General features: G+C 55.5%; 10 protein-coding genes, 2 tRNA genes and 1 riboswitch. Of the genes, 6 read left to right on the top strand and 6 right to left on the bottom strand.

Annotation, left to right across the window (positions count from 1 at the left end; genetic code table 11):
* Nucleotide 1: 1 nt before the first annotated feature.
* From CFT65_RS12705 to thiB, 5 genes are read right to left on the bottom strand one after another with little or no spacing between them, the layout of a single operon-like run.
* A complete protein-coding gene (locus CFT65_RS12705; protein WP_088829551.1) occupies nt 2-826 on the bottom strand; it encodes an ABC transporter ATP-binding protein in 825 nt (274 codons plus the stop codon).
* An 11-nt stretch (nt 827-837) separates the two neighbouring features.
* On the bottom strand, nt 838-2,001 hold the full coding sequence (locus CFT65_RS12700; RefSeq protein ID WP_088828503.1) for an MlaE family ABC transporter permease: 1,164 nt from the start codon (nt 1,999-2,001) through the stop codon (nt 838-840).
* Between the two features lie 53 nt (nt 2,002-2,054).
* Nucleotides 2,055-2,669, bottom strand: coding sequence for an ATP-binding cassette domain-containing protein (locus CFT65_RS12695; RefSeq protein WP_088828502.1), 615 nt, complete (start codon nt 2,667-2,669; stop codon nt 2,055-2,057).
* Entirely contained in the window at nt 2,662-4,329 is a 1,668-nt protein-coding gene (thiP, locus tag CFT65_RS12690; RefSeq protein WP_088828501.1) for a thiamine/thiamine pyrophosphate ABC transporter permease, read from the bottom strand. Before thiP ends, CFT65_RS12695 begins: the two co-directional genes overlap by 8 nt.
* Complete coding sequence (gene thiB, locus CFT65_RS12685; RefSeq protein ID WP_088828500.1) at nt 4,329-5,333, bottom strand: thiamine ABC transporter substrate binding subunit; 1,005 nt, start codon at nt 5,331-5,333, stop codon at nt 4,329-4,331. The genes thiP and thiB overlap by 1 nt, the downstream gene beginning before the upstream one ends.
* Before the next feature lie 47 nt (nt 5,334-5,380).
* A riboswitch (TPP riboswitch) is annotated at nt 5,381-5,482 on the bottom strand.
* 134 nt (nt 5,483-5,616) lie between these two features.
* Here thiB and CFT65_RS12680 point away from each other — a divergent pair.
* Nucleotides 5,617-5,692, top strand: a tRNA-Gly gene (locus tag CFT65_RS12680).
* Nucleotides 5,693-5,752: 60 nt separating this feature from the next.
* Nucleotides 5,753-5,826 (top strand) — tRNA-Cys (locus CFT65_RS12675).
* A gap of 155 nt (nt 5,827-5,981) precedes the next feature.
* Here CFT65_RS12675 and CFT65_RS19060 read toward each other — a convergent pair.
* Nucleotides 5,982-6,122 (bottom strand): hypothetical protein, encoded by a 141-nt coding sequence (locus CFT65_RS19060; protein WP_172408493.1) that lies wholly within the window; start codon nt 6,120-6,122, stop codon nt 5,982-5,984.
* Between the two features lie 683 nt (nt 6,123-6,805).
* On the opposite strand from CFT65_RS19060, the gene CFT65_RS12670 reads away from it, so the two are divergent.
* The 4 genes from CFT65_RS12670 to CFT65_RS12655 all read left to right on the top strand — a co-directional run bounded on the left by CFT65_RS12670 (nt 6,806) and on the right by CFT65_RS12655 (nt 11,880).
* On the top strand, nt 6,806-7,276 hold the full coding sequence (locus tag CFT65_RS12670) for an outer membrane protein assembly factor BamE (RefSeq protein ID WP_088828499.1): 471 nt from the start codon (nt 6,806-6,808) through the stop codon (nt 7,274-7,276).
* A 69-nt stretch (nt 7,277-7,345) separates the two neighbouring features.
* On the top strand, nt 7,346-8,218 hold the full coding sequence (locus CFT65_RS12665; protein ID WP_088828498.1) for a hypothetical protein: 873 nt from the start codon (nt 7,346-7,348) through the stop codon (nt 8,216-8,218).
* Between the two features lie 9 nt (nt 8,219-8,227).
* The gene (locus CFT65_RS12660) at nt 8,228-9,922 is read left to right on the top strand and encodes a S8 family serine peptidase (protein WP_088828497.1); all 1,695 of its coding nucleotides are present in this window, start codon (nt 8,228-8,230) and stop codon (nt 9,920-9,922) included.
* A gap of 242 nt (nt 9,923-10,164) precedes the next feature.
* Entirely contained in the window at nt 10,165-11,880 is a 1,716-nt protein-coding gene (locus tag CFT65_RS12655) for an NADH-ubiquinone oxidoreductase-F iron-sulfur binding region domain-containing protein (protein ID WP_088828496.1), read from the top strand.

The raw sequence follows: 11,880 nt of genomic DNA, 5'->3' as shown, positions 1-11,880 counted from the left end.
GTTACTGCTCCTGATTCCGTGTGTTCGAATGATCCCTGAATGCGTAGCTGGCTGCCCGGCCACGGAGCCCGTTAAAGTAGTCCTGAATCCATTCGTCCTCCGTGGCGGCAACTGCCTCCAGCGTATCAGCAACCAGAACCTTGCGCTGTGACAGTACCGCAACCCGGTCACAGGTTGAGTAAAGGGTGTCCAGATCATGGGTGACCAGAAACACGGTGAGTCCCAGAGCATCCCGAAGCGTCACGAGCAGTCTGTCGAAAGCGGCAGCGCCAATCGGGTCCAGTCCGGCTGTGGGCTCATCCAGAAACAGGATTTCCGGATCAAGGGCCAGGGCCCGGGCCAGGCCTGCCCGCTTTACCATGCCGCCGGAAAGCTCAGACGGATAGCGTACCGCCGCATCAGGGGGCAAGCCGGTCAGAGCCAGCTTCATACGAGCCAGCTGCTCCGCTTCGGGCCGCTTCAGGCCGGCGTGTTCTATCAGCGGAACGGCGATATTCTCCTGCAGGTTCAGCGAAGTAAACAGGGCGCCACCCTGGAACAAAACACCAAAGCGTTGCTCTATGCGGGAACGTGCCCGCGCCGAAAGCTGGATAAGATCCTCGCCAAACACCCGGATATGGCCCGAGGCGGGCGTGTTCAGCCCGACGATACTGCGCAAAAGCACGGTTTTGCCGGTTCCTGACCCGCCAACCACACCCAGTATTTCCCCCCGAAGCAGATCCAGGTCAAGGTTTTCGTGCACAATGTGTTCGCCAAAGCGGTTGCAAAGATCCCGTACGGAAATCACCGGCTCGTTTCTTGATTCAGGGTTCGGGGATACTGCCATAACCGCCATGCTTACCAGCCCATTTCCATAAAGAATAGTGCAGCAATGGAATCCAGCAGAATTACCATGAAGATGGACTGAACCACGCTGGAGGTGGTGTGCTCGCCCACCGATTGTGCACTGCCAGCCACCTTGAATCCCTCCAGGCAGCCAATCACGGCAATCAGAAATGCAAAGATCGGTGCCTTGACGATGCCTACGAAGAAATGCTGCAGAGCAATGTCCCGCTGCACTATGGCCGTGAACTGGGTAGGGGAGATGTCCAGCACCAGGGCGCAGACCATGGCGCCGCCAACCATGCCCGAGATCATGCCCACAAAGGTGAGAATGGGCAGGCTCACCATCATTGCCATTACCCGGGGCAGAACAAGCAGTTCAATGGGATTCAGGCCCAGGGTGCGTATGGCATCAAGCTCTTCGTTGACCTTCATGGCGCCAATGTGGGCGGTAAAGGCGCTGGCAGTCCGACCCGCCAAAAGGATCGCGGCCAAAAGCACGCCAAATTCCCGCAGGAACGAGAATGCCACCAGGTTGACCGTATAAATGGTCGCGCCAAAATCATCCAGAACCGTTGCCCCCAGAAACGCCACCACAGCGCCCACCAGGAATGTGAGCAATGCCACGATGGGCAGGGCATTCAGGCCCGTATCATGAACGGCCGCGACGAAGGGGGTCATGCGCCAGCGCCAGGGCCTCGGAAGGTTCCAGGCCAGGGTGCCGAGTGTCTGGCCGATAAATCCCGTTAACACCCACAGCAGAAGAGCAATTGATTCCACTTTCTGGCCGGTGTTGCCAAGAGATCGGCGTATTAACGAACCCTTGGGTCTCTCGGGTTTTGCCACGCGTGTCAGAGAATCGGCAACCGCCATAAGCAGGGCAGCCTTTTCCCTGGAGAGGCTGTCATCACTGGCCACATGGTGTTTCAGGGTATCGGGCCCCAGGAAGGAGCCGATCAGCGATGCGCCTGCTGTATCAATCTTCTGCAGACCTGTTAGGTCCAGGTTTTCGGGTGCACGAGCATCGTCAGTGAGTGCGGCCAATTGGTGCTTCAGGGAATAAAAGCACGCAAGTGTCCAATCACCCTGAATGGTCAGGCGGCCCGAATGGAATCGGACCCTGCCGGTTGGCGAACCGGCCTGCTCAGATGCCTGGGACTGGGAAGGGGGTGATGCCATCTGCAGATGCGTCCGGGACTCGGGAAGTTATTGAATATCAAGCTAACGACAGCTTAGAGATTCAGCTGCTTATCCGCCAGTATCTTTCTGTCTTCCGCGTCATGGCTGGCAAGTATCAGCACTTTGCCTTTCGCCTTGTGGTTCTTCAGTAACTCACGCAGTTGATTTCGTGCCTCGGCGTCCAGCCCGGTGAGAGGTTCATCGAGCAGAAGGATGGGTTGATCTCGAAGAAGCGCGCGCAGCAAGGCGACTCGCTGGCGCTGACCGCCGGAGAGATCGCCCGGCATCCGCCGTTCGAAGCCCGCCAGGCCAACGTTGGCAAGCCCTCGGGAGATTGCCCTTTTTTGATCCGTGCTGAGTTTTAATCCGGGGTGGATGCCCAGGCCGATATTGGTCTGAACATCCAGATGCTCGAACAGATTATGTTCCTGAAACAGACTGGTGATGGGGCGATCCCATGGGGGGCGATCTTCCAGACACTCACCGTTCCAGTGAACAGAGCCGGATTCAGGCGTCAGAAACCCTGCCAGAAGGTTCAGAAGCGTGGATTTTCCCGAACCGCTCGGACCTTGAATGGCAATGCATTCGCATGGGTTAACCTGGAACGTAAAGTTCCAGGAGGCATCCGTGCCGGGATAGCGGAAGGTCAGATCCTTTACCTCAAGCATGACGGGCCTCCGCGAGGGTCTCGATGGTACTTTTCGAATGTTTACGGTGTCCGCGCTCGTGGCTGGCAAGATTGAAGGCGGCAAACACCAGTAACAACATCGCAATGAGCCATAGGGCAGTGCCGGCCGCCAATTCCATACGGTAACTGCCAAGTTGCTGGTATAGCAGTACCGGGAGGGTAGGCTGGCCCGGCGTTCCGAATAAGGCGATGACGCCGAAATCCCCGAGAGAGAGTGCGGTTCCGTAGGCCATTGCCAGGGCCATCGGGCGCTTCAGCCGCGGCCAGTGCAGCCAGCGCCAGCGATACCAGCCAAGCAATCCCAACTGGTCTGCCTGGCGCACGGTGTTCTCATCCAGTGCGGTCAGAGGACCTTTCAGTAACTGCGTTACAAAGGGCAGGGCCATCAGCCCGTTTATCAGCGCCACCAGTGCCAACCCCTCGGAGGGTTGCCCAAGGGCCGGGCGAAGCAGCAGAAACAGCCCCGTCCCCAGAACAATGGGTGGCACCATCAGGGGCAACGCTGACGCTATGGAGGAAATTTTTGAAAATGTTTTGCCTCGGCTGGCAAGCGTCAGAATCAAGAGGCCGGACATCACAGAAAAGACACCGGCAGGCAGGGCAATGGCAAAACTGCGCAGCGTCGCATTCGCCAGATCGAGTAGCGGATTGCCAGCTTCGAGGGCGACAGTGGCCAACCCAGGCAGGCCACGAAGCAGGATTGCGGCCAGTGGTAGCATTAAAAACAGGGAAAAAGTGAACAGTAAAACTCTGTCCCTGAACCGGGTCGCACCCCGGCAATCGGGACGGCGGATCATTTCCGCGAACCTTCGATTTGGTGCGAAATCATGCGTCACGCCTCGTCGCACGACAAGTAACCAAAGTGCCCCACAGATTGACAATTGCACCATGGCGAGCTGGGCGGCACGGCCAAAATCGAACTCGAAACGGAGGGATTGGTATATGGCCACTTCAAGTGTGGTGGATGCCGGCCCACCTCCGAGCGTCATAACAATGGCGAAGCTGGTAAAACACAGGGTAAATACAAGGGCACAGAGTGCTGGTAACACGCTTCGTACCGCGGGCCAATCCAGCGTTCGCCATAGCCACCAGCCTCTGAGACCCAGTTGGCTGGCCACGCGCCGCTGAGTCGACGGCACTGATTCCAGTGCCTGAAGCAGAATGCGGCCGGCCAGTGGCGCATTAAAAAAGACGTGTGCCAGTAAGATCCCTTTCAGCCCGTAAAGATTCCAGCTAGCGGACGTCCAGTCGCCCACCAGAGTGGTCAGCCAGCCCTGGCGGCCATAAATACCAATCAGGCCCGATACTGCCACGATGGTTGGCAAAACCAGGCTCAGTTCCATGATACGCAACAGCAGGCTACGGCCCGGAAACCGAGGTTGCCGGACCAGAGCCAGCGCGATTGCCAGCCCCAGGCTCAGGCTTATGACGGTCGAGAGCGTGGCCTGCCAGACAGTGAATCGAATAACGTTGGCCAGGTATCGATTCTCCCAGAGCTCGGACACCGCAGGCAAGGGAGCCCGCCACACCAGCGCCGCCAGACCGGCCAGGGTCAGTGCCAGCAGAACAAGCGCGATAATCAGGCCTGGCACGACCTGCCAGGCAGGGCGACTGAGTGGCGCCGATAAGGATCGTTGCATCACGGAATCATGGCGTTGAGCCATTCATCGAGCCAGGCTTTGCGTTGCTCGGCCACCTCGGCCGGATCAATAAACAGGGTTGCCTCTGGCTGAATCAATCGATCAAACACCGCAGGTAACTCATCGCCGAGATCAATGGCCGGGTACATCACATTCTTGAGCGGAATATGACGCTGAAAGTCCGGTGTCAGGATAAATTGAAGGAACTCCCGCGCGAGCGCTTTCTGATCAGAGGGTTCCACCAGCGCAGCCACTTCCACCTGCAGATAATGACCTTCCTTGAATTGTGCCGCCTGATACCGGTCGGTCTTATCGATGGCCATGTGATAGGCGGGCGAAGTTGAGTAGGAGAGGATCATGGGTGCCTCCCCGTTCATAAACAGCGAAAAGTAGCCGTCACTCCAGCTCTTGGTGGTCGTCAGGATGTTGTCGCTCAGCGCCTGCCATTTCTCGCCGGCCTGGTCGCCGTAGACCGCTTTCATCCAGAGCAACAGGCCGAGACCCGGGGTGCTTGTGCGCGGGTCCTGGATAATGATCTGGACGTCGTCCGGCGAATTGACCAGTTCTTCCAGGCTTTCCGGCGGGTTGGGCAGCTGTTCGGTATCGTAGACGAAGGCAAAGTAGCCCCAGTCATATGGAACGAAAAGCGAGTCGTCCCAGTCCACCGGCAGATCGAGCGCATCAAGCCCGATTTTATGGGGGGTAAGCAAACCGGTCTGGCGAGCGGTCTCCATGGTGCCCGTATCCAGCCCAAGAACAACGTCCGCCCCGGTAGAACTGCCTTCCAGACGGAGCCTCTGAAGTATGTCACCTCCGCTTTCCAGCACTACATAGTCGAGAGTGCAGTCACACTGTTGCTCGAAGGCCGCCTTAACGCCCGGACCAGGCCCCCATTCGGCCGCGAAGGATGGGTGCGTGTAGACGGTCAGAGTCTCGTTGCCCTGTGCATGCGCGAGGAGGGGCAGGGCAACGCCCGCCAGCAGGAAGAGGATAAGCTTTGGCATGGTTCGAGTCCTTATGTCGGTCAGGGAACCATGCCGCGGCGTCACCGGTACGGTGAGCACTCAATCCCTTCGCCGGTACGAGCCGGATCAGGTTCCGCGGGTATGGTCTCAGCCCCTGATGAATAAACCGGGCACCCCGTTGAGTTATGTGCATTATACCGACCCGAACATTATTTAACCAACAAATCCCTATAAAACATAAACTTGAAAAAAAGTATTGACGGCAGAAGCGTAATCCGTAGAATACCCAGCCGTTGACGAGGCAATGCCCCGGAAACAAAGAGCGGGAATAGCTCAGTTGGTAGAGCACAACCTTGCCAAGGTTGGGGTCGCGAGTTCGAATCTCGTTTCCCGCTCCAATATCAAGTCTCTCAATGCCCACCTGAGAGCACAAAGATCTGATCCCTTCGATCTTTTCCGGCGCGGTGGCAGAGTGGTTATGCAGCGGACTGCAACTCCGTGTACGCCGGTTCGATTCCGACCCGCGCCTCCAATTTTCCCCAGTAATTCCAACGGTTTGCAGCACACCAAAATAGTTGCATTCTGCACCGAGAAAATTCTGAGAAAACTTTTCGAGGCCTGAAACGGCCCTTCCTGGGCACCAAAAACCTCGATCCTATCCCTTCCGATACTCATATTTTGAGAACCTTACGACTCGGCTTTGCACTGGTTGATGCACGTCAGCGTGGATCGAGCCCGCTTCGGTGGCACCACCAGACGGTAGTGTTTGCGAATTGCCTCGCTCTCGTGCATATCTTTCTTGCTCCAACCCCGGGAGCAATAACTCATCAGTTAAGCCCTTCATCCTCAGGTCTCACAACAGATTGTTACCCTTGTATCTGGCCGATTAATAGGCCCTTGCCACATACTATGCATGCATAGATGTCTTACTAGCTTGGCCATTCTACGGCGTAATTCCAGACTCAAGCGTGTCCGGTAAATCGGCTAGCAGCGCCTGGACTCATTACTTTGCCGGGTTCCATGACCTGCTGCATCGGTTTCGGCCTCTGTGCCATGTCACGTAGGTCTGGTTGCCGAACTATGGTTGTTGCCTCTGTTGTCAGTACAGGTATTGAGCGAGCCCTTGTCCGTATACGTGGTATTTGCGGTTGTATTCACGAGTGGAAGAATTCGACCTGCAGCGCCGATAATCGCCTTCATTCCAGTACTCCCTTTTCCGTCGTCGAGCTTCCGATAGTTGTAGATTGTAGAAGGTATCCGGGCCATTTTGTTCAAGAGTGATCTGTGCGTTTTGGCCTGCAATTCAAAAGAACGGTTCTCTGTGCGAGCAACATCAGTCAAAGAGGGGGTTATGATCATGATATGTGTAAAAGGTTGTTAAACGGAGTTTTTTTGGTCCATTTGACTAAACACTGTACAGCTTCTTAGGGAGGGAAGTGATAGGTTCCTATTCTTAGCCCGGCTCCTCTTTGCTGGGTTTTTTTCATGGAACCAAATAAAAGGATCTCAAAGTGAATGAGAAACACGTAAAGCTTTTTTGCGCGGTCGTTTTGGCTTCTATTGCGCTCTCTGGTTGTGCAACCTCTGGTGGAAACCAGAGCGCATTTTCGAATGCCGCAGAAGGTGTAAAGGAGGGGGTTGGGGCCGTTGCGGAAGGTGTTGGCAATGCCGTAGGTGGGTTGTTCCAGCCGTATACGAACGGAGTGAAAGTGTCCGATCAAGATCTGGATCGCCTGCAGTCTGGCATGACTTCGGCTGAAGTTGAGCAAATTCTGGGATTCCCGCCCGAAATCAATGAGAGCAATGGCCAAGAAATTTGGTCCTACCCGTATACAGAAATCCGTCATTTTGGTGGAAATACGAACGAAACAACCATTGTCCGCTTCGATACCAACGGGGAATTAGTCAAGGCATACAAAACCAATTCTCGAAATAGCCCCACTGGGAACCCCCTCGTAGATGCCTCCAATGGCGTTAATTAAAAAGTTGCTGAACAAAAAAGTTACCAAAAAGCATTAGCAGATGAAGAGTTCGCAAAATAAGGAAATTGAATGAGATCTAGCAAAGCGTTTGCATCATGCATAGCAGTAGCGCTTTTCGCCACAGGTTGTGGCGGTGGCGGTGGCAGTGGCAGTGGCAGTGACAAACCGCAGACTGTCCGTATTAACGAAAAAGTTGAATTTTCTATCGCGGAGGACACAACTGACAGTGTCCCTGCTCGCAACACCATCGATAGAATCGAGCCGGTTCAGCCCAGTGAAAGCTTTACTCTATCTTTCACTGGTTCCGATATCTCTATCGTTGCTTCCGAATTAGAGCAGCCGGTTCTGGGCACTTACGACGTGTATATGTCAAAGGGTAATGACACTCTGATCCAACGCTATGAAATCATGGGCATCAATACGTCTGCACAGGCAGTCGAGTCCCGGGCTTTTAATATCCAGCAAAATGCTGACGAGATTCTCGCCCTGTCGGAAGACAGAAAGGTCTACGAATACCTGATCGACCTTGGGTATCTGCGTGAAGATCTGACCCCGGCCCAGCGGGACGAATTAATTGATGATTTCGATGCAACGGGTCAGCCCACATACGCATCGGCTCGATCGAGTTTCAAGCAGCTTTCCCAGGCTTATGATGACTACCAGGCTGGCATCATTGGCGAGAGCGCTCTTCAAAGCTATCTCAACACCGCGCTTTCTGAGGTGGCTAGTCACGACGACTACGGTTACGGGATGATTCGTAAATTGGACGCTACATCGAGTGCTGTGATGTCGACTCTGCCCAATTCCGGTCTTGAATATGTTGAGTCCCAGGCTCGTTTCAGCCGTTACTTCGCAGACTCAATGCTGAAAACTGATCCAGAAACAGGGCAAGTGTACTACGTTGCCGGATTCGAAATTCTGACCCCCCTGACCGGTCTTTAAGGAGCGGCTATGTCGATCAAGAATGTACTCGCAGCAGCGTTTTTCGTCAGCGCTCACTGTCTGGCCCTTGCTGATGAGCCAACTCCCATGAAATCTGTTCCGGAATCTTCGGACAGCGAAAAAGCCATCATTGTCTACAAGGTTATTGGTAGCGAGGAAGGCTCAACTCAAGGTGATACTTTGGAATATCGTTGGAAGCGTCTTGTCGTATCCGGAGATGAGGTTGAGGAAACCATAGAGCGACTGGAGAACGATGCCACCATTGGTGACATTGAGATCGCCCGAAAAATAGAGAACATCAAGCCGGTCAAAGAAATTCCGGTACCATCTACTGTACGCGGAAGCGCGGTTGGCGATCAGGTTTACAATGACCCGAGGCTTATTGACCAAAGAATCTGGGATGATTCTTCTGAGACCACACCCGGTCGCCTGAACATTAACCGGGCTCAGGCCATCTACGATCGATCAGAGCGTATGCGTATCGGCTTCGTTGATAGTGGCTTTGCAGAAACCGGCGACATTACCTACTCATCTGGCGCCAATGTCGTTACTGGGGAGCGTGGTCCTGAGTTTCGTGAGAATGTCCTGGACCCCACCTGCGAGTACCGTCACGGCACCCATGGTGCGCATATAACTGCGGCAACAACTAATAATGGCAAAGGCATGGCCGGTATCGTCGATGCTGACATTATCGCAGCACGTGCACTTTGGTGCACTGGCAGTGGCTTTACCACCGACGTTGCCGATGCCATTTTGTGGTTGGCTGGCGAGCCCGTTGAGGGGGTAGCAACGCTAAGTGAGCCTGTGGATGTAATCAATCTGTCTCTTGGTGCGATAACCACGTGTCCACGCTACTTGCAGGACGCACTCAACATCGCTCGATCCAAACGCATCCTAGTTGTCGGTGCAGCAGGTAACGAAAATATGGATGCTTCCAACACCTACCCCACTAACTGCGAGGGTGTCGTGTCTGTCGGTGCCAACATGCTGGATGGGCAGAAGTCAGGCTTCTCCAACTTTGGGGAGCTTGTTGACATCTATGCGACCGGTAGCTCCGTCTTCACTACGAACGATGTTGAGGACTATAGATATGTGTATGGGACTTCCTTTTCAGCGCCGATCGTGTCTGGGCACGCTGCGTTGATCAAAGCTGCTGAACCCGAAGCCGATGAGCGTCGAATCATCCGCCTCCTTACCGGCACGAAGAACGACGGCTTGACCGGTGAATCCACCCAGGTACTCGACAAGGGCATTATTGATAGCCTGGAGCTGGCGAAGGCCGTCTCTGGTGAGACTTATGTTGCCAGGCCACTGAGCCATGCCTTGCTCAACGAAGATCGGCCGAATACCCAAGCATACACTCAGCCTGCGGCTGGCCTGCACGTATGCAACCTCTATGAGGTCGACACGACAAAGCTGGACATTGATCGCTCTAACAAGATTTTTGAGAACGAAGAGGATCAGATTCCTGTTGAAGACAAGTTCTTCAAGGTGTTTGAGGTGTCAGACAGTGCTCGCTTTGAAGTTGCCAATGGTGTTGAGGTGGCCAGTAGCCAGGGCTCTCGTGTTCTTCTGAAGAACATCGATCCAAGTGTTAGCGACTACGGGCTCGCTGTCTGCAACACGGACAATAGCCATTGTGGATCGCCCATTCCAGTGAACCTGAACGCAGAAAAGGCGTTTACGAGCGTTTACTGCAATTGATTTAACTCCTCGGTGAGTTTGCAGCCGGAGGTGATCATTGATCGCTTCCGGCTTTTTCATAACAGCTCAGGAAAATAGCGTGTCGATGAGCTTCATCTAATGGGCTTCTGCATTTTCGATTGCTGGTGCTTTGGCTTCGGCACATGCTGGCGCCACCCCGTCTGGATATGCTTCAATGACTCGAAAGCAGTCAAGCCAGCCAATAAGGCTGTATCTGGACCCTCGGCGCCTGGTCAAAAACAATGAATACAGAAGGAGAAGTGGTCAAACGCCGTCGTTCCGGCCTTCGTGGCCGACAGCTGGAACCCGCTGTACTGTCGGAGCTTCGGGACCTGATCGGTGACGAACGCGTTGATTCGTCATTGCGACACCGCGATCGCCTGATCGAGCATCTGCATTTGATTCAGGATGCCTACGGCTACCTCTCCATGCCTCGCCTCCGGGCCCTCGCGTCTTTCATGAATCTGCCCATGGCCGCTATTTATGAAACGGCCACCTTTTACGCCCATTTCGACGTCATTCACGACGAACAAACGCCACCACCGGCAATAACCTTGCGGGTGTGTGATTCGCTTTCGTGCCAACTGGCCGGAGCAGAGGCGCTGCATCAGGCGCTATCTGACGGAGCGGATCCCGCCCAGGTGCGTGTGAGGCGAGCACCCTGCATGGGGCGCTGCGACACGGCGCCAGTGGTAGAAGTCGGCCATCATCACGTTTGCCATGCCAATGCCCAGGCTGTGGGTGCGGCGGTAGAGCAGGGGCAGATTCAGCCGGAAGAAATCCACTGGCAAGGACTTGCGGATTACAACTCAGCCGGTGGTTATCAGTTACTGAAGGATTGCCGCGAAGGCTGGGTGAGCGTCGAATCGCTGGCCAAGGAACTGGAGCTCGCCGGCCTGCGCGGTCTCGGCGGCGCCGGATTCCCCACCTTCCGCAAGTGGCAGGCCGTGCGAGCCGAGACGGGGCCCCGGTATGCGGTAATCAATGCCGACGAAGGCGAGCCGGGCACCTTTAAGGACCGTTACTACCTTGAGCGAGAACCCCATGTTTTCCTGGAGGGGGCCCTGGTCAGTGCCTGGGCTGTCGAGGCTCAAGCCCTCTACATCTACCTCCGGGATGAGTATCCCGGCCTGCACAGTGTTCTGAAAGAGGCCATGGCCGAGCTGGAAGCGGCCGACATCGTCGAGCCGGGTTTTATCATCCTGCGCCGTGGCGCTGGAGCCTATATCTGCGGTGAGGAATCCGCCCTGATTGAGTCTCTGGAAGGCAAGCCCGGCAAGCCACGCCATCGCCCGCCATTCGTTGCGCAGAAAGGATTGTTTGGCCAGCCCACCCTGGTTAACAACGTCGAGACCGTTTACTGGATCCCGCGCATCCACGCCCAGGGTGCGGAATGGTTCGCCAGCCAGGGGCGCCATGGTCGTAAGGGGCTTCGCAGCTTTTCGGTGTCCGGGCGGGTCGCCCGGCCCGGTGTGCACGTTGCGCCTGCGGGCATCACCCTCAATGAGCTAATTGGAGAATATTGCGGCGGCATGGCCGAAGGGCATCGCCTGCTGGCTTATCTGCCCGGCGGGGCCTCGGGCGGGATATTGCCGGCTAGTAAAGCCGACATTCCCCTGGACTTCGATACCCTGCAGGAGCACGGCTGTTTTATCGGCTCCGCCGCGGTGATCGTCCTGTCTGATCAGGACGATTTGCAAGCCGCCGCCGCAAACCTTTTAGGCTTCTTCGCGGATGAGTCCTGCGGGCAGTGCACCCCGTGCCGTGTCGGCACCGAGAAAATGCTGACGTTGCTGGAACGGGGTACCTGGGATGAGGAAACGCTCCAACAGCTGGCGGGTGTGATGATGGATGCTTCCATCTGCGGCCTGGGCCAGGCTGCACCCAATCCGGTGCTGAGCCTGCTGCGGGACTTCCGTAGTGAACTTGCGAGCCAAAACCTGATCGCCAAAGGGTAG

Source organism: Marinobacter sp. es.048, assembly GCF_900188435.1.
GTDB lineage: Bacteria > Pseudomonadota > Gammaproteobacteria > Pseudomonadales > Oleiphilaceae > Marinobacter.
The sequence above is the reverse complement of the archived record's forward strand: the minus strand, read 5'-3'. Positions and strand labels throughout refer to the sequence as shown.

Bases quoted from the DNA above. Each gene is read 5' to 3' on its own strand.
- thiP (WP_088828501.1), bottom strand. From the start codon at position 4,329: ATGCAACGATCCTTATCGGCGCCACTCAGTCGCCCTGCCTGGCAGGTC.
- CFT65_RS12660 (WP_088828497.1), top strand. From the start codon at position 8,228: ATGTCGATCAAGAATGTACTCGCAGCAGCGTTTTTCGTCAGCGCTCAC.
- thiB (WP_088828500.1), bottom strand. From the start codon at position 5,333: ATGCCAAAGCTTATCCTCTTCCTGCTGGCGGGCGTTGCCCTGCCCCTC.
- CFT65_RS12655 (WP_088828496.1), top strand. From the start codon at position 10,165: ATGAATACAGAAGGAGAAGTGGTCAAACGCCGTCGTTCCGGCCTTCGT.
- CFT65_RS19060 (WP_172408493.1), bottom strand. From the start codon at position 6,122: ATGAGTTATTGCTCCCGGGGTTGGAGCAAGAAAGATATGCACGAGAGC.
- CFT65_RS12665 (WP_088828498.1), top strand. From the start codon at position 7,346: ATGAGATCTAGCAAAGCGTTTGCATCATGCATAGCAGTAGCGCTTTTC.
- CFT65_RS12705 (WP_088829551.1), bottom strand. From the start codon at position 826: ATGGCAGTATCCCCGAACCCTGAATCAAGAAACGAGCCGGTGATTTCC.
- CFT65_RS12695 (WP_088828502.1), bottom strand. From the start codon at position 2,669: ATGCTTGAGGTAAAGGATCTGACCTTCCGCTATCCCGGCACGGATGCC.
- CFT65_RS12700 (WP_088828503.1), bottom strand. From the start codon at position 2,001: ATGGCATCACCCCCTTCCCAGTCCCAGGCATCTGAGCAGGCCGGTTCG.